The 25,544-nt window shown below is 60.4% G+C and carries 24 protein-coding genes and 1 riboswitch; of the genes, 11 read left to right on the top strand and 13 right to left on the bottom strand.

Going from position 1 to position 25,544, the window contains the following annotated elements:
* Positions 1–58: 58 nt before the first annotated feature.
* The 4 genes from NH234_RS27845 to ahcY all read right to left on the bottom strand — a co-directional run bounded on the left by NH234_RS27845 (position 59) and on the right by ahcY (position 5,584).
* The gene (locus tag NH234_RS27845) at positions 59–1,933 is read right to left on the bottom strand and encodes a DEAD/DEAH box helicase (protein ID WP_085709104.1); all 1,875 of its coding nucleotides are present in this window, start codon (positions 1,931–1,933) and stop codon (positions 59–61) included.
* A 222-nt stretch (positions 1,934–2,155) separates the two neighbouring features.
* Positions 2,156–2,968, bottom strand: coding sequence for an ABC transporter substrate-binding protein (locus NH234_RS27840; protein ID WP_085731600.1), 813 nt, complete (start codon positions 2,966–2,968; stop codon positions 2,156–2,158).
* Between the two features lie 168 nt (positions 2,969–3,136).
* Complete coding sequence (metF, locus tag NH234_RS27835) at positions 3,137–3,982, bottom strand: methylenetetrahydrofolate reductase [NAD(P)H] (RefSeq protein ID WP_085731601.1); 846 nt, start codon at positions 3,980–3,982, stop codon at positions 3,137–3,139.
* Between the two features lie 192 nt (positions 3,983–4,174).
* Positions 4,175–5,584, bottom strand: coding sequence for an adenosylhomocysteinase (gene ahcY / locus NH234_RS27830; RefSeq protein ID WP_367255002.1), 1,410 nt, complete (start codon positions 5,582–5,584; stop codon positions 4,175–4,177).
* A gap of 23 nt (positions 5,585–5,607) precedes the next feature.
* Positions 5,608–5,706, bottom strand: a riboswitch (S-adenosyl-L-homocysteine riboswitch).
* A gap of 197 nt (positions 5,707–5,903) precedes the next feature.
* On the opposite strand from ahcY, the gene NH234_RS27825 reads away from it, so the two are divergent.
* Together NH234_RS27825 and NH234_RS27820 are read left to right on the top strand one after the other, a co-directional pair.
* The gene (locus tag NH234_RS27825) at positions 5,904–6,311 is read left to right on the top strand and encodes a hotdog domain-containing protein (RefSeq protein WP_134334142.1); all 408 of its coding nucleotides are present in this window, start codon (positions 5,904–5,906) and stop codon (positions 6,309–6,311) included.
* Positions 6,312–6,384: 73 nt separating this feature from the next.
* Positions 6,385–7,272, top strand: coding sequence for a formate/nitrite transporter family protein (locus NH234_RS27820; RefSeq protein ID WP_367254999.1), 888 nt, complete (start codon positions 6,385–6,387; stop codon positions 7,270–7,272).
* Here NH234_RS27820 and NH234_RS27815 read toward each other — a convergent pair whose 3' ends face one another.
* Complete coding sequence (locus NH234_RS27815) at positions 7,273–8,538, bottom strand: cation:proton antiporter (RefSeq protein WP_367254997.1); 1,266 nt, start codon at positions 8,536–8,538, stop codon at positions 7,273–7,275. It abuts the gene before it with no gap.
* A 239-nt stretch (positions 8,539–8,777) separates the two neighbouring features.
* Between NH234_RS27815 and NH234_RS27810 the strand changes: the two genes are divergently transcribed.
* Positions 8,778–9,611 carry an EamA family transporter gene (locus tag NH234_RS27810; protein ID WP_085731605.1) on the top strand — a complete coding sequence of 278 codons (834 nt, stop codon included), beginning with the start codon at positions 8,778–8,780 and terminating at the stop codon, positions 9,609–9,611.
* A 35-nt stretch (positions 9,612–9,646) separates the two neighbouring features.
* A complete protein-coding gene (locus NH234_RS27805) occupies positions 9,647–10,030 on the top strand; it encodes an MAPEG family protein (RefSeq protein WP_085731606.1) in 384 nt (127 codons plus the stop codon).
* Positions 10,031–10,079: 49 nt separating this feature from the next.
* On the opposite strand, the gene NH234_RS27800 is transcribed toward NH234_RS27805, so the two are convergent.
* Positions 10,080–11,252 (bottom strand): MltA domain-containing protein, encoded by a 1,173-nt coding sequence (locus tag NH234_RS27800; protein WP_085731607.1) that lies wholly within the window; start codon positions 11,250–11,252, stop codon positions 10,080–10,082.
* Positions 11,253–11,380: 128 nt separating this feature from the next.
* Between NH234_RS27800 and NH234_RS27795 the strand changes: the two genes are divergently transcribed.
* Positions 11,381–11,830 carry a cytochrome c gene (locus NH234_RS27795; protein WP_114886040.1) on the top strand — a complete coding sequence of 150 codons (450 nt, stop codon included), beginning with the start codon at positions 11,381–11,383 and terminating at the stop codon, positions 11,828–11,830.
* Positions 11,831–11,872: 42 nt separating this feature from the next.
* On the opposite strand, the gene NH234_RS27790 is transcribed toward NH234_RS27795, so the two are convergent.
* The 4 genes from NH234_RS27790 to NH234_RS27775 form a co-directional block, all read right to left on the bottom strand.
* Positions 11,873–12,268, bottom strand: a complete 396-nt coding sequence (locus tag NH234_RS27790) for a DUF1090 domain-containing protein (RefSeq protein ID WP_085731609.1) — start codon at positions 12,266–12,268, stop codon at positions 11,873–11,875.
* 96 nt (positions 12,269–12,364) lie between these two features.
* Entirely contained in the window at positions 12,365–14,044 is a 1,680-nt protein-coding gene (gene ligB / locus NH234_RS27785) for an NAD-dependent DNA ligase LigB (protein WP_367254995.1), read from the bottom strand.
* A 142-nt stretch (positions 14,045–14,186) separates the two neighbouring features.
* Positions 14,187–15,377, bottom strand: a complete 1,191-nt coding sequence (gene metK, locus NH234_RS27780) for a methionine adenosyltransferase (RefSeq protein WP_011336330.1) — start codon at positions 15,375–15,377, stop codon at positions 14,187–14,189.
* Between the two features lie 18 nt (positions 15,378–15,395).
* A complete protein-coding gene (locus NH234_RS27775; RefSeq protein ID WP_085731611.1) occupies positions 15,396–16,391 on the bottom strand; it encodes a metalloregulator ArsR/SmtB family transcription factor in 996 nt (331 codons plus the stop codon).
* Between the two features lie 271 nt (positions 16,392–16,662).
* On the opposite strand from NH234_RS27775, the gene tkt reads away from it, so the two are divergent.
* The 6 genes from tkt to fba all read left to right on the top strand — a co-directional run bounded on the left by tkt (position 16,663) and on the right by fba (position 22,920).
* On the top strand, positions 16,663–18,660 hold the full coding sequence (gene tkt, locus NH234_RS27770; RefSeq protein ID WP_085731612.1) for a transketolase: 1,998 nt from the start codon (positions 16,663–16,665) through the stop codon (positions 18,658–18,660).
* A 195-nt stretch (positions 18,661–18,855) separates the two neighbouring features.
* Positions 18,856–19,908, top strand: coding sequence for an erythrose-4-phosphate dehydrogenase (gene epd / locus NH234_RS27765; protein WP_007959703.1), 1,053 nt, complete (start codon positions 18,856–18,858; stop codon positions 19,906–19,908).
* A gap of 12 nt (positions 19,909–19,920) precedes the next feature.
* The gene (locus NH234_RS27760) at positions 19,921–21,084 is read left to right on the top strand and encodes a phosphoglycerate kinase (RefSeq protein ID WP_085731614.1); all 1,164 of its coding nucleotides are present in this window, start codon (positions 19,921–19,923) and stop codon (positions 21,082–21,084) included.
* A gap of 34 nt (positions 21,085–21,118) precedes the next feature.
* Positions 21,119–21,340 (top strand): hypothetical protein, encoded by a 222-nt coding sequence (locus NH234_RS27755; RefSeq protein WP_085688661.1) that lies wholly within the window; start codon positions 21,119–21,121, stop codon positions 21,338–21,340.
* A 57-nt stretch (positions 21,341–21,397) separates the two neighbouring features.
* Positions 21,398–21,730, top strand: coding sequence for an MliC family protein (locus NH234_RS27750; protein WP_085731615.1), 333 nt, complete (start codon positions 21,398–21,400; stop codon positions 21,728–21,730).
* Positions 21,731–21,855: 125 nt separating this feature from the next.
* A complete protein-coding gene (fba, locus tag NH234_RS27745) occupies positions 21,856–22,920 on the top strand; it encodes a class II fructose-bisphosphate aldolase (RefSeq protein ID WP_007959708.1) in 1,065 nt (354 codons plus the stop codon).
* A 237-nt stretch (positions 22,921–23,157) separates the two neighbouring features.
* On the opposite strand, the gene NH234_RS27740 is transcribed toward fba, so the two are convergent.
* The 3 genes from NH234_RS27740 to NH234_RS27730 form a co-directional block, all read right to left on the bottom strand.
* Positions 23,158–23,517, bottom strand: a complete 360-nt coding sequence (locus NH234_RS27740) for a hypothetical protein (protein ID WP_139831716.1) — start codon at positions 23,515–23,517, stop codon at positions 23,158–23,160.
* A gap of 298 nt (positions 23,518–23,815) precedes the next feature.
* The gene (locus NH234_RS27735) at positions 23,816–24,175 is read right to left on the bottom strand and encodes a hypothetical protein (RefSeq protein ID WP_085731616.1); all 360 of its coding nucleotides are present in this window, start codon (positions 24,173–24,175) and stop codon (positions 23,816–23,818) included.
* A gap of 503 nt (positions 24,176–24,678) precedes the next feature.
* Positions 24,679–25,347 (bottom strand): polysaccharide lyase family 7 protein, encoded by a 669-nt coding sequence (locus NH234_RS27730; protein WP_085731617.1) that lies wholly within the window; start codon positions 25,345–25,347, stop codon positions 24,679–24,681.
* Between the last annotated feature and the right edge of the window lie 197 nt (positions 25,348–25,544).

Genomic DNA, 25,544 nt, shown 5'->3' with positions numbered 1-25,544 from the left:
CACACAAAAACGCCCCCGGTCTTGCGACCGGGGGCGTTTTTTATTGCCTTGTCGAAACTCAGCGATTGCGGGTCAGCAAGGCCGGTTTCTCACCGCGTGGGCGGCTTGGCAGTTGATCGAGCTGCTCAGGCGTCGGGAAGCGGTCGGCTTTCGATTCCTTGTGCATGATCTTCGGGCCGCTGCTGCGCGGGTTCTGCACGGCCGGTTCGGCACGTTGCTGATCGTCACGGGCCGGACGGCGGTTGCGCGAGTTTTCGTCGCGGCGACCCTGGCCGTCACGCGGGGCTCCGTTGCGCGGGCCGTTGCGTTTGCCCGGCGGGGTGCCGGTGCTCGAGCCGTTGCTGTTGCGCGGGCCGTTCTGGCGACCTTGCGACTGACCGCCGCGTGGAGCGCCCGAACCCGCGCCTTGCGCCGGAGCGCCTGGGCGACGGTTGCGACCACCGGCGGGTGCCTGCTTCGGTACGTAATCAACGCGGTTACCGAAGTTATCGATATCGTCGTCGAGGAACTCGTCCGGTGCACGATCAGCCGCAGCACGTGGCGGCTGGCTTGGCTGGCGCTGTTCGCGGGCCGGGGTGCCTTCGCGTGGTTTCTGCTGACGGGCTGGACGCTCGCCACGCTCACCGCGTTCGCCGGCAGGTTTTTCCTTGCCCTTGTCTTTGCCTTTGTCTTTACGACCGCCGCCACCGCCGCCATTCGGGCCATCGCCGCGCGGGCCACGACCGTTGCGCGGGTTGCGCATGTCCGGACGCTCGCGCACTTCAGGTTTTTCGGCCTCGATGGTGCTGGCGTCGAAGCCCATCAGATCGCCGTCGGCGATTTTCTGCTTGGTCATGCGTTCGATGCTTTTCAGCAGTTTTTCTTCGTCCGGTGCCACCAGCGAGATCGCTTCGCCCGAACGACCGGCACGGCCGGTACGACCGATACGGTGCACGTAGTCTTCATCGACGTTCGGCAGTTCGAAGTTGACCACGTGTGGCAACTGGTCGATATCCAGGCCGCGCGCCGCGATGTCGGTGGCAACCAGGATGCGTACCTGGTTGGCCTTGAAATCGGCCAGGGCTTTGGTGCGGGCGTTCTGGCTCTTGTTGCCGTGGATCGCCACAGCCGGCAGGCCGTGTTTGTCGAGGTACTCGGCCAGACGGTTGGCACCGTGCTTGGTACGGGTGAACACCAGTACCTGTTCCCAGGCGCCGGCGGTGATCAGGTGAGCCAGCAGCGCACGCTTGTGGCTGGCCGGCAGACGGAAAACGCGTTGCTCGATGCGCTCGACCGTGGTGTTCGGCGGCGTCACTTCGATGCGTTCCGGGTTGTGCAGCAGCTTGCCGGCGAGGTCGGTGATGTCTTTGGAGAAGGTCGCCGAGAACAGCAGGTTCTGGCGCTTGGCCGGCAGGCGGGCGAGGACTTTCTTCACGTCATGGACGAAGCCCATGTCGAGCATGCGGTCGGCTTCGTCCAGCACGAGAATTTCAACGTGGGACAGATCGATGCTGCCCTGGCCGCACAGGTCGAGCAGGCGACCCGGGCAGGCAACCAGCACGTCCACACCGCGGGACATGGCCTGAACCTGGGGGTTCATGCCGACGCCGCCGAAGATGCAGGCGCTGACGAATTTCAGGTCACGGGCGTAGATCTTGAAGCTGTCGTGTACCTGGGCCGCGAGTTCGCGGGTCGGGGTCAGGACCAGGACGCGCGGCTGGCGCGGGCCGTGGCGCTGGGATTTGTCCGGGTGACCGTTGGGGAACAGCCGCTCCAGGATCGGAAGGGCGAAACCGCCGGTTTTACCGGTACCTGTCTGTGCCGCAACCATCAGGTCGCGACCTTGCAACACGGCGGGAATGGCCCGCTGTTGCACCGGAGTAGGCTCGGTATAGCCCGCGTCTTCGATAGCGCGGACCAAAGCCTCGGAGAGACCGAGGGAAGCAAAGGACATGAGTAATCCTGTTTTAGTTAGGGCTTGGCCCAATGGGAGTCTTGCCTGGCGCGAATGGCGTTTAAGAGGACGCAATCCCGTCCGGTCCTGCTGCGGTTCCGAAGGCACGTCCGGAGCGCTCGCGCGGGCTGAAAAGCTGCGCTGTAGCGGGTCGGGAGGCCTGTAACGGTTCCGGGCGTCCGGGCGTGAGCCTGGCGGGAACGCCGGAGTATAACAGAGCAATCACTGTGCGCCCCTTTCCTGCTGCTCAACGGTTTTGCCGCTGGCGGTGGCGCTGCTCAAGGGTTTTTCCGAAACCGGGGCTGCACCGTAGCGCGCGCTCAGCTCTGCATAGGCCGGTTCGCGCTTGAAACGCTTGAGTTCGGCGCCGAAGCGCTGCACCAGCAAATCCATCCCTGCGTTGCGCCGAACGGCCAAAAACTGGCTCTGACGGCTGATGACGGTGGGGTTTTCAGTGATCTGATCGCGGATATTCAGTTCATCAAGCAAATGCTGACCCACACGGCGATCGGTTATCAGCAGGTCGATGCGCCCGCGCACCAGTTTGCCGAAATTGGCTTCGTGGGTCGGGGCCGGTTCCCGGTTGAACAGGGTCGATTCGCTGAAGTCCGGGCTATACAGATAACCCGGCGAGGTGCCGATGGTCAGGCCCTTGAGGTCTTCAAGGCTGCGAAAAGGGTGCGGTCGGTCGTTGGCGTAGAACATCACGAACTCGACGTCCGACAGCGGTTCGCTCGGGTAGAGCAGGGTGGCGTCGCGTTCGTCGCTGTGAAAGATGTCCAGCGCACCGTCGGCCTGCCCGGTTTCGAGCATCGACAGACAGCGCTTCCATGGCAGGAACTGCCACTCGACATCGATTCCAAGGCGCTTGAAAACGATGGCAGTGGTTTCGTAGTCCAGGCCGAGCTTCTTGCCATCGGCTTCATACACGTACGGCGCCCACGGTTCGGTGACGATACGCAGCTTCTCGCCTCGAGCCGCAAAGCTCAGGCAAGCAAAAACCAGCACGGCGAATAACTGCGTGATCAAAGGCATGACTTGAGATTACGACGAGAAACGCCAAAGAGCCAGAAACTGGCAGCAGAAGCTCTGTTTCGGGCCTTAAAAGCAAAAGATCGCAGTTGCGACACCCCCACAGGAGCTGTCGAAACTTGCGATCTTCTGTTGTTGCATGACGTCTTCAGCTTGAGACGTACAGCGGTATCAGCGTGGCAACTTCAGGTTGTTCCAGATCGCCAGGCTCGGTTCGGCCTGGTTCATGGAATAGAAGTGCAGGCCAGGCGCGCCGCCCTGCAGCAGGCGTTCGCACATCTCGGTGACGACCTGTTCGCCAAAGCGCTGAATGCTTTGGCTGTCATCGCCGTAGGCTTCCAGCTGCTTGCGGATCCAGCGCGGGATTTCCGCACCGCAGGCATCGGAGAAACGCGCGAGTTTGCTGTAGTTGGTGATCGGCATGATCCCCGGCACGACCGGAATGTCCACGCCCAGCGCCTGCAAACGGTCGACGAAGTAGAAGTAGCTGTCGGCGTTGAAGAAGTACTGGGTGATCGCGCTGTCGGCACCGGCACGGGCCTTGCGCACGAAATTGGCGAGATCGTCTTCGTAGTTGCGCGCTTGCGGATGCATCTCCGGGTAAGCGGCGACTTCGATGTGGAAATGATTGCCGGTTTCTTCACGAATGAACTCAACCAGCTCATTGGCGTGACGCAGCTCACCGCTGGTCATGCCCATGCCGGACGGCAGGTCGCCACGCAGGGCAACGATGCGCTTGATGCCGGCAGCCTTGTACTCGTTCAGCAGGCCGCGCAAGTCGTCCTTGCTGTCGCCGACGCACGACAGGTGCGGGGCGGCGGGTACTTTGACTTCGCTTTCCAGCTGCAGCACGGTGTTCAGCGTGCGGTCACGGGTCGAGCCGCCCGCGCCGTAGGTGCAGGAAAAGAAGTCAGGATTGTAGGTGGCCAGCTGACGGGCAGTGGCGAGCAGTTTTTCATGCCCAGCATCGGTCTTGGTCGGGAAGAACTCGAAGCTGTAGCGGCGTTCTTGGGACATGGAGGGAGCCTCCAGTTACGAGCGGCAAGCTACACGCTGCGAAAGAAGCGGAGGTGCGCTGAACTCTCGTGCGTGAAACCTGCTGCCTGAAACTGTTTTGAAATAGGGGCAGAGCTCTCAAGCTTCGTACGGCAAGTCCGGCTTTTGACCTTGCTTGCCGCTTGAAGCTTGTAGCTCGCAGCTGCTCTTGTCTTAGTAGCGGTAAGCGTGCGGCTTGAACGGGCCTTCGACGGTCACGCCGATGTAGTCAGCCTGTTGCTTGGTCAGTTGGGTGACCACGCCGCCGAATCCGCGAACCATTTCCAGGGCCACTTCTTCGTCGAGTTTCTTCGGCAGTACTTCAACGGTCAGACGCTCGGCTTTCTGGGCTGGCGACAGGTCGGCGTACTTCTGGCCGAACAGGAAGATCTGCGCCAGAACCTGGTTGGCGAACGAACCGTCCATGATGCGGCTTGGGTGACCGGTGGCGTTGCCCAGGTTCACCAGACGGCCTTCGGCCAGCAGGATCAGGTAGTCGTCGTTCTGAGCGTCGAAAGCGCCCGGGCCTGTACGGTGGATCTTGTGTACCTGTGGCTTCACTTCTTCCCATGCCCAGTTCTTGCGCATGAAAGCCGTGTCGATTTCGTTGTCGAAGTGACCGATGTTGCAGACTACGGCGCGCTTCTTCAGGGCTTTGAGCATGTTTGCGTCGCAAACGTTGACGTTACCGGTGGTGGTCACGATCAGGTCGATCTTGCCCAGCAGCGCTTTGTCGATGCTGGCTTCGCTGCCGTCGTTGATACCGTCGATGAACGGCGAAACCAGTTCGAAACCGTCCATGCAGGCTTGCATGGCGCAGATCGGGTCGACTTCGGAGACTTTAACGATCATGCCTTCCTGACGCAGGGACTGGGCCGAGCCCTTGCCCACGTCACCGTAGCCGATGACCAGCGCTTGCTTGCCGGACAGCAGGTGGTCGGTGCCGCGCTTGATGGCGTCGTTCAGGCTGTGACGGCAGCCGTACTTGTTGTCGTTCTTGGACTTGGTCACCGAGTCGTTGACGTTGATGGCCGGGATGCGCAGTTCGCCCTTGGCCAGCATGTCCAGCAGACGGTGTACGCCGGTGGTGGTTTCTTCGGTCACGCCGTGAACGCGGTCCAGAACCTGTGGGTATTTCTTGTGCAGCAGCTCGGTCAGGTCGCCGCCGTCGTCGAGGATCATGTTGGCGTCCCATGGCTGGCCATCCTTCAGGATGGTCTGCTCCAGGCACCACTCGTACTCTTCTTCAGTCTCGCCTTTCCAGGCGAAAACCGGGATGCCGGCAGCGGCGATGGAAGCAGCGGCCTGATCCTGAGTCGAGAAAATATTGCAGGACGACCAGCGTACTTCGGCACCCAGGGCAACCAGGGTTTCGATCAGCACGGCGGTCTGAATGGTCATGTGGATGCAGCCGAGGATTTTTGCGCCTTTGAGCGGCTGCTCGGAAGCGTACTTGCGGCGCAGACCCATCAGAGCCGGCATTTCCGACTCGGCGATGATGGTTTCGCGACGGCCCCAGGCAGCCAGGGACATGTCGGCAACTTTGTAATCGTTAAAATCTGCAGGCGTGATAACAGCGCTCATGAAGAGCCTCCATTCGTAATGTATGCGAATGGGCGCCGTTGTGCGTTTAGTGTCCGGCCTGAGCCAGTCAACGCCCCATCCGAGCCTGACAGGTTGAACCTGCTGCAGCGCCCCTCGGACAGGTGGCGGGAAAACGGTATCAAGCGAACGTTACCGTTTTGAAACGGGGGCGATTATAGCCGTCTAGACTGATCTTCCAAAGGGTTTCTGTCGGCCAGATGAAGATCGCTAATAGCGACCATAGTAGAACCCTCATGGAGCATGACCGCTCAGTCTGCCAAGATGGCGCCATCATTCGGCAAGACGCTCAGGAGTGAAGATGAATTTCCACACCCGCAAGTGGGTAAAACCCGAAGACCTCAACCCCAACGGCACCCTGTTCGGCGGCAGCCTGCTGCGCTGGATCGACGAAGAAGCGGCGATCTACGCCATCGTTCAACTGGGCAACCAGCGTGTGGTGACCAAGTACATTTCCGAGATCAACTTCGTCAGCGCCTCGCGCCAGGGCGACATCATCGAACTGGGCATCACCGCTACCGAGTTCGGCCGCACCTCGATCACCCTGACCTGTGAAGTGCGCAACAAGATCACTCGCAAGAGCATCCTGACCGTCGAGAAGATGGTCTTCGTCAACCTCGGTGAAGACGGCCTGCCGGCGCCGCACGGGCGGACCGAAATCAAGTACGTCAAAGACCAGTTCAAGGATGACGTGCCCGTTACCGAGTAATCGGCGCATCCCACAGAACGGAAACCGAGCGGCGCGTGTCGTAGCTTTATGACCCCGCCACCGGTTTCTCGCCATGACCACGCCAACAGACGGCAAGACCCCCGACCTCTCGGCCAAGGAACAACACGAAGTCGAGAAAAACCAGCCGCCCCGGGCGGCGGTCCTGCATGAAATCATCCGCAAACAGGGCGATCAGGAACTTGAGCGCAGCATCGCCGCGTTGTGGTGGTCGGCGTTGGCGGCCGGGCTGACCATGGGCCTGTCGCTGATGGGCATGGGCCTGCTCAATTCCCGTCTGCCCGAGGGTGACGAGTTCAAGGTGATCGCCAGCTTCGGCTACTGCGCCGGTTTCCTCGCGGTGATCCTCGCCCGTCAGCAACTGTTCACCGAAAACACCCTGACCGCTGTTCTGCCGGTCATGACCAAACCGACGCTCGGCAATTTCGGCCGCCTGATCCGGCTCTGGACGGTGGTGCTGTTCGGCAACCTGTGCGGGACGATTCTGGTGGCGTACGTGATGCTCGAACTGCCGATCTTCGACAGCAAGACCGACGCCGCTTTCCTCGAAATCGGTCGCAAGGTCATGGAAAACCACGCGAGCCAGATGTTCGCCAAGGGCATCGTTTCCGGCTGGATGATCGCCACCATGGTCTGGATGATCCCGTCCATGGAGAGCGCGAAGATGTGGATCATTATCCTCATCACCTACCTCATGGCGCTGGGCGACTTCACGCACATCGTGGTGGGTTCGGCGGAGGTGTCGTATCTGGTGTTTGCCGGCGAATTGCCGTGGAGTGATTTCTGGGCGGTGTTTGCCGGGCCGACCCTGGCGGGGAACATCATCGGCGGCAGTTTCATCTTCGCCCTGATCAGCCATGCGCAGATCCGCAGCGAAAGCGGCAAACCCAAGGAGTCTGCGGATCAGGCGGAAAAGCCCGATCCGCAGCAGATCAAGAAATGATCAATGGTGCGCAGATTCGACAGTGGCTGACGGCTCATCACGGGTGGCGTGCTTGACCAGTTTGCCGATGGTCAGACCCTGCAGCAGGATCGACGACAGCACCACGATGTAGGTGATGCTCAGTAACAGATCGCGCTCCGGGCCCAATGGCAGGGCCAGTGCCAAGGCCACCGAAACACCGCCACGCAAACCGCCCCAGGTCAGGATCCGGATGGTGCCGCGCGGCACCGTGCGCCAGCGCCGCAACAGAACGATGGCCGGGGCCACGGTGAGCAGACGCGACAACAGAATCGCCAGCGCCAGCAGGCTTGCGGCCGCCACGTGCAGCCAGTTGAACGGCAGCAGCAACAGCTCCATGCCGATCAGCGCGAACAGCAGGGCGTTGAGCATGTCGTCGAGCAACTCCCAGAAACCGTCCAGGTATTTACGCGTCATGTCGTTCATCGCCAGGTTGCGGCCGAGGTTGCCGATGATCAGACCGGCGACCACCATCGCAATCGGCGCCGAGACGTGCAGCTCGGTGGCCATCGCCGAGCCGCCGATGACCAGCGCCAAGGTCAGCATGACTTCGATCTGGTGCTGCTCGATGCTCTTGATCATCAGGTACACCAGATAACCGATCAGCCCGCCGAACAGCACGCCGCCGATGGCTTCATGGGCAAACAGCATGGCGGTGGCGCCGATGGTCGGGGTTTCGCCCAGTTGCGCGATGCCCAGCAACACGGTGAACACCACCACGGCAGTGCCGTCGTTGAACAGCGATTCGCCGACGATGGTGGTCTTCAACGGCTTCGAGGCGTTGGCTGTACGCAACACGCCGAGCACCGCGATCGGGTCGGTCGGGGAAATCAGTGCGCCGAACAACAGGCAGTAGAGGAAGCTCACGTGCCAGCCGAACAGGGCGAAGATGTAGTAGGCGAGGCTGCCGATCACGGCGGTGGCGATCAGTACGCCGAAGGTCGCCAGCAGGCCGATGGGCCAGCGATAGCTGCGCAGGTCGTTCAGGTTGACGTGCAAGGCACCGGCGAACAGCAGGAACGACAGCATCCAGTTCATCAGCAGATCACCGAAGTCGATCTGGCCGATCAGTTGCTGTACGCGCTCTTCCAGGCCGGGATAACCCAGTAGGCTCAGGCCTTGCAGCAACAGGGAAAACATCAGTGCGGTAACCATCACGCCGATGGTCGGAGGCAAACCGATGAAGCGGAAATTCACGAAAGTGAGGAGGGTGGTGAGGCAGATGAAAGCGGCGACAAGTTCAAGCATCCGGGGTCCTTTGGATGGGGGGTGAAAAGACAGCGCGCCTGTTCATGGGCGCAAGGGTTGGATGGGTAGACACCCTGTGGGGGCACAATTGTGTGGCCCGGGCAGGATTTTTTTGGCATTGGTCTGTGCTCAACCGGGTGTGGCGAGGTCGCTTGACGTATAAACAGCGCCTGACACACCGCGAAGCAAAGACCTGATCAAATGGCTCGGGTTCAATAACAAGAATGAAGGAGTGACACGTGCTGGCGACAGCTCTGGTGTTGGTGGCGGCGCTGTTGCACGCCGCGTGGAATACCCTGATCAAGTTCAGCGCCGAGCGGTTGCTGGTGGTGGCCTGCATGGACACCGTGGCGCTGTTGTTTGTCGCGCTGGCCTTTCCTTTCATCAGGCTGCCGCCGCAGGAAATCTGGCCGTGGATTCTGGCGTCGGCGGCGTTCGAGTTGCTTTATCGCTACCTGCTGATCCAGGCCTATCGGGTCGGCGACCTGGGGCTGGTCTATCCGTTGATGCGCGGATTGTCGCCACTGGTGGTACTGGCGCTGACCCTGATCTTCGCCGGTGAAGTGCTGACCAACCAGCAGATCTTCGGAATCATGCTGATCCCGCTGGGCATGGCCTGCCTGCTCTGGCAGGGCGGTGGCGGGAAACACCTGCCATGGTCGATGTTGCCGGTGGTGGCGCTGATCGGGTTGTGCATCGGCTGCTACACCTACATAGATGGCCAGGCCTTGCGGCGCTGGTCGCATCCGCTGGATTACCTGGTCTGGGTCACGCTGCTCAGCGCCTGGCCGTTCCCGATGCTGGCGTGGGTCGCCAGGCGGCCGGCGTTCCTGCAGTTCTGGCGTGAACAATGGAAGCTGGGGCTGGCGGTCGGGTTCTGCGTGTTGTTCAGCTACGCTCTGGTGCTGTGGGCGATGCAACTGGGGTCGATTGCCGAAGCGGCGGCGTTGCGTGAAATCAGCGTGATTCTGGTGGTGCTGTTCGGCATGCGTTACCTGAAAGAACCTTTCGGCCGGCCACGGCTCTTAGCCTGTGGGCTGGTGCTGATCGGCATGCTGGTGATGAAGTTCTGACCCGCCAACTCTAAAAACTGAAGAAGGACGGCGTTATGACGGTGGCTCTGTGGTGCGTTTTTATTGCGATTTTTCTGCCCTATGTGTGCACGGGCGTGGCCAAGGCTGTCGGTGGTTATCGGCTGAGCGATAATCACGATCCTCGGGACTTTCTCGAAAGCCTGAACGGATTGGCCCGACGGGCCCATGCGGCGCAACTGAACAGTTTTGAAGTGACGCCGGCATTTGCGGCGGCGGTGATCGTCGCGCATCTGGTGGGCACAGCGCAGTTGGTGACGGTCAATGTGCTGGCGGTGCTGTTCATCACCAGTCGTCTGCTCTACATCATCTGCTATCTGGCGGACTGGGCGATTCTGCGGTCGCTGGTGTGGTTTGTCGGGATGGGGCTGATTGCCAGTTTCTTCTTCGTTTCGGTCTGAAGCTGAAAAAATCGCAGGCTGACGAGGCCTGCGATTTTTTGTGTTTCGCTTACTGCTTGTCGGCCACTTGCGGCACTTGCGGCAATGCCGCACCTTTTGGCCAGAGCATCCAGATCTGCCCCTGCTGCTTCATGTCACCGGCCAGTTGCCCGGCAGCATCGCCGGTGCCCCAGAACAGATCCGCACGAACCTCGCCGGCAATCGCGCCGCCGGTGTCCTGCGCTGCCACCGGGCGTACCAGCGCCGTGCCGTCAGGGCGGGTGGTCGACAGCCACAACAGGCTGCCCAACGGAATCACCTTGCGATCCACCGCCGCACTGTAACCGGCGGTCAGCGGCACATTCAACGAGCCTCGCGGGCCTTCGTTGCTGTCCGGGTTGCGGGTGAAGAATACATAGCTCGGGTTGCTGCCCAGCAACTCCGGAATGCGCGATGGATTGGCCTTGGCCCAGTTGCTGATTGCGCCCATGGTCACGTCTTCTTTCTTCAGCTCGCCCTGTTCCACCAGCCAGCGGCCGATCGGTCGATACGGATGACCGTTCTGGTCGGCGTAGGCGATGCGCAGTTGCCGGCCGTCATCGGTCTGAATCCGCCCTGAACCCTGGATCTGCAGGAATTGCAGGTTCATCGGATCGGTCAGCCATGCCACCACGGGCGCCTTGACGCCTTTGCTCTCGATGGTCGCGGCGTCGTCGTAAGGTTTGAGCACCCGGCCTTCGAGGCGTCCGCGCAGACGCTTGCCTTTCAACTCCGGGTAAATGCTGTCCAGGGACACGATGATCATGTCCTCGGGCACGCCGTACACCGGCACGTTGGCGGTTGCTGTTTGCGTCAGGCTGCCGGGGTAGACCGGTTCGTAGTAGCCGGTGATCAGACCGTTGGGATTGTCGTGCTCGGCACGCAGACCGAAGACGTCGAGGTGTTGCTTGAGGAAGCTGCGGATGTCGCCCGCGCTTTGCGGCACATTGGCGGCCGCCGCGCAGGTGGCGCCCCAGATCGGGTCAGCCTTGAGCCGGGTGCAGGCGCTGCGCCACGAACCGAAACCGGCCACCAGATCGTTGTCGGAAACCGCAGGCAGGGCTTCCCAGGTGGCGCTGGAGTAAGTGGCCAGTGCGTGGGTTTTCGGCTTGGCACTGTCGCCCCCGGTGCAGCCGGCAAGGATTGCCAGCAGCGGCAGGGTCGCGATGAGTGGGTGACGCCAGGCCTTGAAACGGCTGTTCATGGAGAGTTTCCTGTGTCGGTTGCAGGCGTGCTCCATGCGCGCAAGCAACCCGTATTATTAATAGGGCTATTGGTGTTTGGCGGTGAGGCGAGGATACTGGCCGCCGAATTCCGTGACCTGAAGCCACCATGACTCTTAAAAGACTTTCTGTTGTATTGCTGGCCTGTCTGACCTTGTCCGCCTGCGGCGGTGTCGATCCCAATTCCCCGTTGGGCCAGCGCAAGGCGATCTTCAAGCAGATGCTCAAGACCGGCGAAGATCTGGGCGGCATGCTGCGCGGACGCATCCCCTTCGACGGGCCGAAATTCACGGAAGGCGCGGTCAAGCTCGATGCGCTGTCCCATGAACCGTGGAAGCATTTCCCGTCGGTGCGCGAAGAAGATCACACCAGCGCCAAGGACGATGTCTGGCAGCGACAGGCACGTTTCCAGGAAATGGCCCGGACCCTCGAGGCGGCTACTGGTGAGCTGGTGATCGCCAGCAAGGTTCAGCCGTACAAGGCCAGTAACCTGGGGCCGGCGGTGCAGAAGGTCGAAGATGCCTGCAGTGCCTGTCATAAAGAGTTTCGGGATCATTGATGTTCAAGGGATCGCAGCCTCTGGCTGTGATCCCTTGCTTTGTTACTTGTCCAGTTCGTCCAGCGCGTCCTGCAATTCCTTGCGCGACTCGGCGAGCTTGTTCTTGCGCTTGTCGATCTTCTCCGGATCGCCTTTCTTCATCGCTTTGTCGAGATCTGCCTGGCGCTTGCTCACTTCGTGCTTGGCGTCGAGCACCTTGTTTTCACGTTCCTTTTTCAGACCGGCGTCGGTGCAGTGTTCGGTGACTTCGCGCAGGGCGGTTTCCAGACCGGCCTGCTGGTCAGCGTTGCCGCGGGATTTGGCCTGTTCGATCTGATTGATGATGCCTTGCTTCTTGGCAGCACAACCGGTCAGACCCGGGGCGTCTTCGCCAGCCATCGCGGGGGCGGCCATTACGCCACAAAGAGTCAGCATGGCGAGCGGTGCGAGAAATTTCATAAAAGCTCCATGTGCAAAGGCAATCGGGTCGGGAAAGCACTGCGCTGTTGGAGCGCTTCGGCGACTGTTGGGTTCCCGGCGTACCGGGATGCATGTTCAGAAACCGTCGATTCCGGCGGCACGTAAGGTTTCACTCAGGGCCAGCACCTGCGGGTCGCGAAAAAAAGCGTTCAATTGCGCCGCACGACCGGGGCCGATTCCGGGTTCTGCCTGCCATTGTTCGGTATTTCGTTGTGCCAGCGCTTGCCATGAGTCAGCCAAGGAAGCCTGGCCGGTCGGCGGCAGCCCGAGGGCTTTGAGCCATTGGGTGAAAGGGCGCTGGCGAGCGCTGTGAAAACTGTGCGACAGGCGAGCGCTGCTGCGCTCGCCGAGGCCGGCAATCTTAGCAAGCTCTGACTCGTCGAGGGGCAACCAATCCAGCAGGCTGTTCAGGCGGCCTGTATCCAGAAGTTTCTCCCACGTGCCGCGACCGACATGGGGCAGTGCCAGCCCTTGCTTGCCGCCAAGCCAGATCAGGCGCGCGAGGAACTGACTCTCGCACCCGGGCGTCGGTTGCCAGCAGCTTAGCGGGTGAAAGTCGCTGGCGAACGGGACATTTAATTCGACGCGCTCCGTGCTGCGCAGCACGACGCTGTCGAGTCGCGGAATCGTCAGCCCGGCCAGGCTGATCGCCACTTGGTCACCAGGGCGAATATCCAGTTCCTGCCAGCGTTTGAGTGAGCTGACGCTGACCCGTCTGATCTGGCGGTCGTCGAGCATGACCGGCGTCAATTCCAGCACAGGGGTGATGCGCCCGGTACGGCCGATCTTGAAATTGACCTTGCGTACATCGGCCAATGCCTGGGCGAACGGGTACTTCCAGGCCACGGCCCAGAAAGGCGAGCGCGCCTGCCAGCGTTCGGCAGCAGGACGCTGGCTCTGACGCAGGACGATGCCGTCGCTGGCAAAGGGCAGCGGCGAGCGATACCAGTGATCGCGCCACTGCTGCGCATCGGCAAGGCCACTGACGGGGTGGCTGTAAGGTTCTATCGTGGCGAAGCCCAGAGTTGCCAGACCCGTGATTCGCTCTGTCAGGCTGTTCGGTCCCAGCGGCCAGTCCCAGACAAACAGCCCGATGCCCGCTGCCTGTTCGGCACTCAAGTCCTTGCGTCCCATCAGGCCGGCGACTGTTGCGCGGGCATTGGCGCTGCCGGCGCGAGCCTGGATATGGTCGGTCAGTCGCCAATAGAGTTCGCCCTGCACTGACAGATCCAGCGGTTGTGTCAGTTGCTGGGGAATGGCGCTGATCTGGTGTGCCGAGGCGGTCCAGTCCTGCCCCCGAATCCCGTCGCCGCGACTGATCGCCTGCTGTAAACGCCCGGCGCGATAGACCAGCGTGATGGCCACGCCGTCGATCTTGGGTTGTGCCCAGACGTCCTTGCGGTCGCGCAGCCAGGCTTCGATGTCCGCAGCGTCGTGAAGTTTGTCGAGACCAGTATGGGTGATCGGGTGCGCGACCGGACCGGCCGCAGTCCGTAACGGCTTGGTCGGTGAAGGAAGTTTGAAGCACTGGCGCCATTCGCCGAGCCGGGTGCGGGACTGATCGTAGAGTTCATCGGCGATCAGCGACCGGCCTTTGCGGTGATAGGTGTCGTCCCACTGATCGATCTGCTGCTGCAGGGCGGTGATTTCGCTTCGGGCCCGGTCGACAGCCCAGTCCGGGCAATCGTCAGCAAAGGCGCCGAGGTGGGCGGAGAACAGCAGGAAAATGCAAAACAGGTGCAGTGTGGCAAGCATCGTGAGCGTCCTTGCTCAGGGAGATACCTGAAGGCTAGCCGGGATTTTCCAGCGGGCCGGTCGGCTGTTTTGCCGGGTGTTTCGCGGCCATGAAAAAGCCCCGCACGGCGAACCGTGCGGGGCTTCTTGTATCGCCAGGAAATTACAGGCCGGCAGCAGAACGCAGAGCGTCGGCGCGGTCGGTTTTTTCCCAGGTGAAAGTGGAGAAAGTGTCTTCGCCAACAGTCTTGGTCTGCGGAGCACGGCCGAAGTGGCCGTAGGCTGCGGTTTCCTGGTACATCGGGTGCAGCAGGTCGAGCATGGTGGTGATTGCGTATGGACGCAGGTCGAACACTTCGCGGACCAGTTTGATGATCTTGTCATCGCTGATCTTGCCGGTGCCGAAGGTGTTCAGCGAGATCGAAGTAGGCTGGGCCACACCGATCGCGTAGGAAACCTGAATCTCGCAACGCTCGGCCAGGCCAGCAGCCACGATGTTCTTGGCAACATAACGGCCAGCGTAGGCAGCCGAACGGTCAACCTTCGATGGATCTTTACCGGAGAACGCGCCGCCGCCGTGACGGGCCATGCCGCCGTAGCTGTCGACGATGATCTTGCGACCGGTCAGGCCGCAGTCGCCAACCGGGCCGCCGATGATGAACTGGCCAGTCGGGTTGATGTGGAACTGGGTGTCCTTGCTCAGCAGTTCGGCAGGCAGCACGTGCTTGACGATCAGCTCCATCACGCCTTCGCGCAGGTCGTTGTACGACACTTCAGGGTTGTGCTGTGTCGACAGGACCACGGCGTCGATACCGACAACCTTGCCGCCTTCGTAACGGCAGGTCACTTGCGACTTGGCGTCCGGACGCAGCCAAGGCAGCAGACCCGATTTACGGGCTTCAGCCTGACGCTGCACCAGTTGGTGCGAGAAGGTGATCGGTGCCGGCATCAGCACGTCGGTTTCGTTGCTGGCGTAGCCGAACATCAGGCCCTGGTCGCCGGCGCCCTGATCTTCAGGCTTGGCACGGTCAACGCCCTGGTTGATGTCAGGCGACTGCTTGCCGATGATGTTCATCACGCCGCAGGTAGCGCCGTCGAAGCCGACGTCGGAGCTGGTGTAGCCGATGTCGCAGATCACGTCACGAACGATCTGCTCCAGGTCGACCCAGGCGCTGGTGGTCACTTCACCGGCAACGATGGCCACGCCAGTCTTGACCAAGGTTTCCACCGCAACGCGTGCGTGCTTGTCCTGGGCGATGATGGCGTCCAGCACTGCATCGGAAATCTGGTCGGCGATTTTGTCCGGATGTCCTTCAGACACGGACTCGGAGGTGAAGAGGGAGTATTCGCTCATCTCGATGTTTTCCTGAATTTACCGATGGTGAGTGTCGCCAGCCGGTCGCTGAAAATGGCGGACCTGGATCTGGAAACCATTACGTAAGCCTACATAGAGGCTTTCCCCGGGAACGAGTCCCGCAGCGGTGGCCCAACGGGCCAGATCGTCCTGTTCAAACCCCAACCACAGATCACCGCAGGCCTCCCTGGCCCAACTCTGGTTGTGGCTACATAACTCTGTCACGAGCAGGCTACCGCCCGGTTGCAGCAGGCTGGCCATGTGCTTGAGCGCTTCGGCCGGCGCGGCGAAATGGTGCAACACCATGTTCAACACCACGCAATCGGCCTGAAGGCTCACGCCATTCAATGCATCGGCCAATTGCAGGCTGACGTTAGTCAGCTTTTCACGTTCACATACCTGGCGGGCCAGTTCGAGCATCGCCGCGCTGTTGTCCAGTGCGGTTACGGTGCCGAAGCGACGCGCCAGTTCCGGCAGGAATGCACCATCGCCGGGGCCGACTTCAATGGCCGTGGCAGCGCCATTGAAATTCAGTTTGTCGAGCAGGGCCAGCACGCTTTCACGGTATTGCGGCAGGCCGGCAATCAAATCCTGCTGGGCGCGGAATTTCTCCGCGACCCGGGCGAAAAAGTCCTGGCTGTTGGCAGCACGCTGTCCATGGACCTGTGCGATTCGTGTTTCCACGTCGGCCGGCAGCGCCAGATTGTCGACTTCTTCTAACAATGCAGCGTGCAACTTGCCGCCCAGCAACTCGGTGTGGGGCAGGGCGCGGCGATAGAAAATCGCATTGCCTTCGCGCCGAGTCGCCACCAGATCGGCTTGCGCCAATACCTTGAGGTGATGGCTCATGCCGGACTGGCCGATATCGAAAATCTGCGCCAGTTCCAGTACGCCGAACGAATCGTTGGCCAGGGCGCGCAATACATTCAGCCGCAGCGGATCGCCGCCGGCCTTGCAAAGGGCCGCCAGCTCGTCGCAATCGTCATGGCGAATGGAAGGCACGCGTAAGTTCATAGGGCCAGCAGTCTAGAGACGGCCGGAAAACACCGCAAGGTCAATATCAAAAAGTTTTGATATTGCTCGATGGGTGGCACTTTTTATTGCACTTCTCACTGACCGGTTAACTCTACAGACGAACAGCGGAAAGGTTTCACCAGCCGAAACCGATGTTATCCATTGGAAAAACGCCTCCGGATGACTATCTGTCATTGCCCCGAGGCGCTCGGGTGAGGGAAAATGCCCTCCTTTTTTCCGTTTCAATCTATTCACACCCAGGAGATCAGCGATGCCTAGCCGTCGTGAGCGTGCCAACGCCATTCGTGCCCTCAGCATGGATGCCGTGCAAAAAGCCAACAGCGGCCATCCCGGTGCCCCTATGGGTATGGCAGATATTGCCGAAGTGCTTTGGCGCGACTACCTCAAGCACAACCCGAGCAATCCATCCTTCGCCGACCGTGACCGCTTCGTGCTGTCCAACGGCCACGGCTCGATGTTGATCTATTCGCTGCTGCACCTGACCGGCTACGACCTGTCGATCGACGACCTGAAACAGTTCCGTCAGTTGCACAGCCGCACCCCGGGCCACCCGGAATTCGGTTACACCCCGGGCGTTGAAACCACCACCGGCCCGCTGGGTCAGGGTCTGGCCAACGCCGTGGGCTTCGCCCTGGCTGAAAAGGTACTGGGCGCGCAATTCAACCGTCCCGGCCACAACATCGTCGACCACCACACCTACGTGTTCCTGGGTGATGGCTGCATGATGGAAGGCATTTCCCACGAAGTCGCTTCCCTGGCCGGTACCCTGGGCCTGGGCAAGCTGATCGCCTTCTACGATGACAACGGCATCTCCATCGACGGCGAAGTCGAAGGCTGGTTCACCGATGACACGCCGAAGCGTTTCGAAGCCTACAACTGGCAGGTGATCCGCAACGTCGACGGTCACGACCCGGAAGAGATCAAGACTGCCATCGACACTGCTCGCAAGAGCCCGCTGCCGACCCTGATCTGCTGCAAGACCACCATCGGTTTCGGTTCGCCGAACAAGCAGGGCAAGGAAGATTGCCACGGCGCCCCGCTGGGTGACGCGGAAATCGCCCTGACCCGTCAGGCGCTGAACTGGAACCACGGTCCGTTCGAAATCCCGGCCGACATCTATGCCGAGTGGGATGCCAAGGAAAAGGGCCGCGCCGTCGAAGCCGAGTGGGACCAGCGTTTTGCAGCCTACTCTGCCGCGTTCCCGACCGAAGCCAACGAATTGATCCGTCGCCTGAGCGGCGAACTGCCAGCTGACTTCTCCGAGAAGGCCGATGCCTACATCGCCGAAGTCGCGGCCAAGGGCGAAACCATCGCCAGCCGTAAAGCCAGCCAGAACGCCCTGAACGCGTTCGGTCCGCTGTTGCCGGAAGTGCTGGGCGGTTCGGCCGACCTGGCCGGTTCCAACCTGACCCTGTGGAAAGGCTGCAAAGGCGTCAGCGCCGAAGACGCCAGCGGCAACTACATGTACTACGGCGTGCGCGAGTTCGGCATGACCGCAATCATGAACGGCGTTGCCCTGCATGGCGGTCTGGTGCCTTACGGCGCGACCTTCCTGATGTTCATGGAATACGCCCGCAACGCGGTGCGAATGTCCGCTCTGATGAAGCAGCGTGTGATCCACGTCTACACCCACGACTCCATCGGTCTGGGCGAAGACGGCCCGACGCACCAGCCGATCGAGCAACTGACCAGCCTGCGCAGCACGCCGAACCTCGACACCTGGCGTCCAGCCGATGCCGTTGAATCGGCCGTGGCCTGGAAAAACGCTCTGGAGCGCAAGGACGGCCCGTCCGCTCTGATCTTCTCCCGTCAGAACCTGCAGCACCAGACCCGTGATGCCGGCCAGATCGCCGACATCAGCCGTGGTGGCTACGTGCTGAAGGACTGCGCAGGCGAGCCTGAGTTGATCCTGATCGCTACCGGTTCGGAAGTCGGCCTGGCCGTTCAGGCCTACGACAAACTGACCGAGCAGGGCCGCAAGGTGCGCGTTGTTTCGATGCCTTGCACCAGCCTGTTCGACGCTCAGGACGCCAGCTACAAGCAATCGGTCCTGCCGTTGCAGGTTGGCGCGCGTATCGCGATCGAAGCGGCTCACGCCGACTTCTGGTTCAAGTACGTGGGTCTGGAAGGTCGCGTGATCGGCATGACCACCTACGGTGAATCGGCTCCGGCTTCGGCATTGTTCGAAGAGTTCGGTTTCACCCTGGAAAACATCCTGGGTCAGGCTGAAGAGCTGCTGGAAGACTGATCCAGACGTTGTGTTGATTGGGCTGCCGCCAATCGTCGGAACGCCGCCCGGAGCAGGCTCGCTCCCACAGGGAATTTGTTGTGTGACACAAACAATGTTCACAGCGAAGACCCAATGTGGGAGCGAGCCTGCTCGCGATAGCGGTGGTTCGAACAACAATGCAATAACGGATTCAACACGGTAATCGAGAACCCCATGCCTCAACCGCGTCCCTACAAAGTTGCACTCAACGGCTACGGCCGGATTGGTCGTTGCGTCTTGCGTGCGTTGTTCGAGCGAGGCTCGGCGGCAGGGTTTGAAATTGTCGCGATCAACGATCTGGCCGACATGGCCAGCATCGAATACCTGACACGCTTCGACTCCACCCACGGCCGGTTCCCGGGCGAAGTGAAGGTCGACGGCGATTGTCTGCATATTAATGGCGACTGCGTGAAGGTCCTGCGCAGTGCCACCCCCGAAGGCATCGATTGGGCGTCGCTGGGCGTCGATCTGGTGCTCGAATGCTCCGGTGCCTACCACACCCGCGCAGACGGCCAGCGTTTCCTCGACGCCGGCGCGCCGCGCGTGCTGTTTTCGCAGCCGATGGCCAGTGAGGCGGATGTCGACGCCACCATCGTCTACGGCGTCAATCAGGATTGCCTGACCGGCGACGAACTACTGGTGTCCAACGCCTCCTGCACCACCAACTGTGGCGTGCCGCTGTTGCGTCTGCTGGATCAGGCGGTCGGCCTGGATTACGTGTCGATCACCACGATCCACTCGGCGATGAACGATCAGCCGGTGATCGACGCCTATCACCACGAAGACCTGCGCCGCACCCGTTCGGCGTTCCAGTCGGTGATCCCGGTGTCCACCGGTCTGGCGCGTGGTATCGAGCGCCTGCTGCCGGAACTTGCCGGGCGAATTCAGGCCAAAGCCGTACGCGTGCCGACGGTCAACGTGTCCTGCCTCGACATCACGATGCAGACCGCGAGCGACACCGACGCCGGCGAGGTCAACCGGATCCTGCGCGACGCCGCCACCAGCGGCCCGCTCAAGGGTTTGTTGGCCTACACCGAGCTTCCCCATGCTAGCTGTGATTTTAATCATGACCCACATTCGGCCATCGTCGATGCCAGTCAGACCCGCGTTTCCGGCCCACGGCTGGTGAACATCCTGGCCTGGTTCGACAACGAATGGGGTTTTGCCAACCGAATGCTGGATGTTGCAGAACACTATCTGCAGACAGCGACTTCAAAAAAACCGTAGGAAGTGCGACCCATGACCGTGTTGAAGATGTCCGACCTCGATCTGCAAGGTAAGCGCGTATTGATCCGCGAAGACCTCAACGTCCCAGTCAAGGACGGTGTTGTCACCAGCGATGCGCGTATCCTGGCTTCGCTGCCGACCATCAAGCTGGCCCTGGAAAAAGGCGCGGCCGTGATGGTCTGCTCGCACCTGGGTCGTCCGACCGAAGGCGAGTTCTCCGCCGAGAACAGCCTCAAGCCTGTCGCCGACTACCTGAGCAAGGCCCTGGGCCGCGAAGTGCCGCTGGTGGCCGATTACCTGGGCGGCGTTGACGTCAAGGCCGGCGACATCGTGCTGTTCGAAAACGTGCGCTTCAACAAGGGCGAGAAAAAGAACGCCGACGAACTGGCCCAGCAATACGCCGCCCTGTGCGACGTGTTCGTGATGGACGCTTTCGGTACTGCTCACCGCGCCGAAGGTTCGACCCACGGCGTAGCCAAGTTCGCCAGAGTCGCCGCTGCCGGCCCGCTGCTGGCTGCTGAGCTCGACGCACTGGGCAAGGCTCTGGGCGCACCGGCCAAGCCGATGGCGGCCATCGTTGCCGGCTCCAAGGTCTCGACCAAACTCGACGTGCTGAACAGCCTGAGCCAGATCTGCGATCAACTGATCGTCGGCGGCGGCATCGCCAACACCTTCCTCGCTGCGGCCGGTCACCCGGTCGGCAAGTCGCTGTACGAGCCGGACCTGCTGGACACCGCGCGCGCCATCGCCGCCAAGGTCAGCGTGCCGCTGCCGGTCGACGTGGTAGTTGCCAAGGAATTCGCTGAAAGCGCCGAAGCGACAGTGAAACTGATCGCTGACGTCGCTGCTGACGACATGATCCTCGACATCGGCCCGCAAACCGCCGCCAACTTCGCCGAACTGCTGAAGTCGTCGAAAACCATCCTGTGGAACGGCCCGGTCGGTGTGTTCGAATTTGACCAGTTCGGCAACGGCACCAAAGTGCTGGCCGAAGCCATCGCTGAAAGCGCAGCGTTCTCGATTGCCGGCGGTGGCGACACCCTGGCCGCCATCGATAAATATGGCGTGGCGGAAAAGATCTCCTACATTTCCACCGGCGGTGGCGCGTTCCTCGAATTCGTCGAAGGCAAGGTGCTGCCGGCCGTTGAAGTCCTGGAAAGCCGGGCCAAGGCCTGAGGCCGCCCGTTTGGCCAGGCAAAGGAGTGTTCAGATGGTCAAGTCGTTAGCGCTGTTGTTGCTGACCGGTACATTGGCAGCCTGCGGGAGTAACCCGAAGGCTGCGCCGGAGCCGGCACCCGGCGAGGCACAGAAAGGCTGCTACCAGGCCGACTGGCAGGCCGAAACCAACCCGGTGCTGAACAAGCGCTCGGGGCCGGAAGGCCTGGACAAATACGAGACGCAAACCCCGGCCAAGGAACATGGTTGCCCTTGACCGGTCTGACTCTTTAACTCAGGGCCGGCGGCGTACGCTGCCGGTCGAGGAACACGGATGAAAGGCTTGATCGCCGTTGCGGCGCTGGGATTGTTGGGTGGTTGTGCGCAATGGAACCCGTTCCAGTCGTCCACCCCTGTGGATAACTGGACCACCTGGACCTGCGACAGCCAGGCCAAGGTGCTGTGGCGCTACACCGATGCCGGCCAGAAGGCAGTCGATGTTCGACTGGGCGGTGGCGATCAGGTCTATCGCCTGAAAGAAGAGCCGGGCGCCTCGGGTGCGCTGTACAGCGACGACATGCTGGCGTTTCACATCAAAGGTAATGAAGGCCTGGTCTACTGGGTCGCTACCAATGATTTGATCGGCCGGGGCTGCAAAGCCGAATAAAACAGAATTTGCTTTATCGAATCACCAGGCCGGGCCTCAACCCCCGATCTGCAATCACTTGAATAGCCGCCGCCGCTCCGGCAGGCTGGCACGATTAACGACCCAAACCGGGAGAGACACACACAATGGCACTTATCAGCATGCGCCAGATGCTGGACCACGCAGCCGAGTTCGGCTACGGCGTTCCAGCCTTCAACGTCAACAACCTTGAGCAGATGCGCGCCATCATGGAAGCCGCTGACAAGACTGACTCCCCGGTGATCGTTCAGGCTTCGGCCGGCGCTCGCAAATACGCCGGCGCGCCGTTCCTGCGTCACCTGATCCTGGCCGCGATCGAAGAATTCCCGCACATCCCGGTGTGCATGCACCAGGACCACGGCACCAGCCCTGACGTCTGCCAGCGCTCGATCCAGCTGGGCTTCAGCTCGGTCATGATGGACGGCTCCCTCGGCGAAGACGGCAAGACCCCGACCGACTACGAATACAACGTCCGCGTTACCCAACAAACCGTAGCCATGGCTCACGCCTGCGGCGTTTCGGTTGAAGGCGAGCTGGGCTGCCTGGGTTCGCTGGAAACCGGCATGGCCGGTGAAGAAGACGGCATCGGCGCCGAAGGCGTTCTGGATCACAGCCAGATGCTGACCGACCCGGAAGAAGCCGCTGACTTCGTCAAGAAGACCCAAGTTGATGCCCTGGCAATCGCCATCGGCACCAGCCACGGCGCCTACAAGTTCACCAAGCCACCTACCGGCGACGTGCTGGCGATCGACCGCATCAAGGAAATTCACAAGCGCATCCCGAACACCCACCTGGTGATGCACGGTTCCTCTTCGGTTCCGCAAGAGTGGCTGGCGATCATCAACCAGTACGGCGGCGACATCAAAGAAACCTACGGCGTACCGGTTGAAGAAATCGTCGAAGGCATCAAGCACGGCGTGCGCAAGGTCAACATCGACACCGACCTGCGTCTGGCATCCACCGGCGCCATGCGTCGCCTGATGGCCACCAACCCGAGCGAATTCGACCCACGTAAATTCTTCGGCGAAACCGTGAAAGCGATGCGCGATGTATGTATCGCTCGTTATGAGGCTTTCGGTACTGCGGGTAATGCTTCGAAGATCAAGCCGATCTCGCTGGAAAGCATGTATCAGCGTTATCTGAAGGGTGAGTTGAACGCCAAGGTCAATTGAGACTGGGTGTTGAGCTGATTTAAAAGAAACCCGCCGTGAGGCGGGTTTCTTTTTGCCTGAACTTTCATGGTGAGTACATATTTCTGCTGGATGAAATGTCACCTGTAACGGACAAAGTCTGGATTTGCTTGGCCGAAGTCCGATATGGGTGACATTTTCATGGTCTGCGGAGCTTGTAACAGTTGGGGTGTGAAGCTGGCGGTTAAATAAATCCGTCTCCCATGTGTTTTCTTGTTTTTATTTTGTGAAGGTGATGTTGTATGTTTTACCTACGTTCGGTCCTCCGCGATCGACGCGAACAGTGCCGTTCAAATTGGAGTAACTTCTGTCAGGTGAACTCATGCTGATAATGAGTACGTTGTATTCCGGGGCTCCTGCTTGTGCTCGAAGGTTGAAAGATACTGCGGATTCATCTGATAAGTTTTGATAGGTGAAACTTCCGTCAACGGTAAAGGAAAGTCCGTAATAATCCATTGTGGCCTGTGATATGTTGCCTGTTTGCGGGTCGGAAGAAATAATTCTGAGAGTGGCATTATGGCTCTCGCCGGCATCATATACACGCCCGTTATAGGTTCCGTTCGGATTGGCTTGGCCCATGACCTTTCTCCCTCATTTGTTCGTATGGAATATAAATTTAGGATGAATGGTTTTCCATCCTTTTTCTTGTGCCGTTCACGATGTTAGTTTTTAACTCGAACTGTGCCACCTGTTATAAGTGACAGTTTTTAATAGTTATTCGGAATAGGTTTTGGCTTTTTTTGATATTTGGATAAGTGTGGCGAGAAAGGGCAGCGGGGTTGTTTGCTTTAAATATAAAAAGTCGGACGCAGATGCGCGGGGAAATGCTGCGAGTAATAAAGGGGGCGACTCAATGAGTTCGCCCATTTTGCACTTATTACTTCGGCTCGACGTGATCCAGCGCCTGGTTAACCGCCAGTTCCGCAACCATCACTATTTGAGCGATGCCCAATGCGGTCTTTCGGTGGGATGGCGGGAGTATCGCGGCGAAGTTGTTGAGCATTTCACTGGCGGAGCCGAGGGTTTCGCTGGCGTTGGCCAGCAGGGATTCGGTGTTGCAGGCGGGGTTGGCGAAGTACATGCGGTCGGGTTCGTTGACCGTGGCCATGATGCGGGCGCCGGGGCAGAGGTAGTGGTCGAGGGCGCGTTCGGCGGCTTCGTTGAGTTTTTTGGGGTCGAGGGAATCGTAGGGGGAGGCCAGATCGGTTTCTGGCGGGTTAGGCGTAGGTTTGAACATAAGCTGAAAACTCCTGTAAGGAGCTGCCGGTCCTTCCCTACTAAAAGAAGGGTGGCAGCTGTGCGCAGGTTAGTAGACCGGGGAGTATTCAGCATTGACCGGCGCGCCGAAGCGCCCTGCGCACAGCCACCATCACAGTCAGACTGGAATGTCTGATGGACAGCGCTTGCACGTAGCTGAAAACACCACAGGCTACTAAACCCGATCACTGTGAATCAGTGACCCGAATCAAGTTACCGACGGCCTTCCAGGCGCACAAGCCGGCGGATTCTGGCGTACCGGTAGGCCGCGACGCAAGCCGTTGTAGGCTTCGGGAAGTAACGGTTGCAGCCTTTAAACAGCGACGTTTAAAGGGGTATAACTGGCATAAATAGCCTGTGGCGAGGGAGCTTGCCGGATCGCCGCATCGTTCCGCCAAGGCGCGAAGCGGCCCTGAAAAAGCGGGGACTGCTGCGCAGCCCGACGGGAGCAAGCTCCCTCGCCACAGGGGGTAGCCCAGTAGATTATTTATCGTGATCGATATCCAGCTTGCTGAACGTCACCTGCCCACCCTCACTGGTGTACCCGGTGTTGTCCTGCACATACACGCCGGCCTTGAAGTACAGCGGTTTGTTGCGCCACGTCGCGCTGATCTGCGAATCCCACTGATACCCGGCCGCACTCACACCCAGTGCGCCGCCGGGGCTCAGGTGAATCAGGTAATTGAATTCGCGATCCAGTTTGATCCCGGTCGCCAGGGTAATCACCCGGCCTTCGTCATCATCCGGGTGCATGCGCACCTTGATCACCAGGTTGCCGGAATCCAGTTTGGTCTTGTACTGATACTCAAGCTTCACCAGCGGCTTCTGGCTTTCATAGGCATGGATCTGCCCGATGACGATCTTGCCCGAGCTGGGCACCTTGTTGACCGAGAGGGTCGCGCGCAGCAGGTTGTCGGCGTCCGGGTAGTACCAGTTGCGCAGGGTGCCGTTGCTGAAGGTTTCGCGCAGCTCGGTGCGCGGGTAAATGGCGTTTTCGGTTTTCGAGCCGGTCACCGGGGACCAGAAGAACAGGGTGCCGGTGTCGGAATGGAAGTACTGATCCTTGAAGCCGTTCACCAGTCTGGAGGTCTCGACGGTGTGGGGCGGGCTGCCAACGGGAACGCTGAGGTTCCAGGTTGCGAGGTCGATCATGTCGGTTCTTCCACTCAATTTTTGCTGCACGCGCGTGCCAGAAGCTCTAGCCCGCGCCTCTTGGGGGCGGCCTTTATAAGCGTAGAGGGATTTTTTGTTAACGGCCGTCTGGCGGATGATTGGCGCCAACATCCTGTCGAAATGCCATGTTTCCCGGTTTACGGGGGCTGCAGAGGTGACCGTTAGTCGGCTACTCA

Origin of the sequence: Pseudomonas sp. stari2 (assembly GCF_040760005.1) — a bacterium.
In the GTDB taxonomy this organism is placed as follows: Bacteria; Pseudomonadota; Gammaproteobacteria; order Pseudomonadales; family Pseudomonadaceae; genus Aquipseudomonas.
The sequence above is the reverse complement of the archived record's forward strand: the minus strand, read 5'-3'. Positions and strand labels throughout refer to the sequence as shown.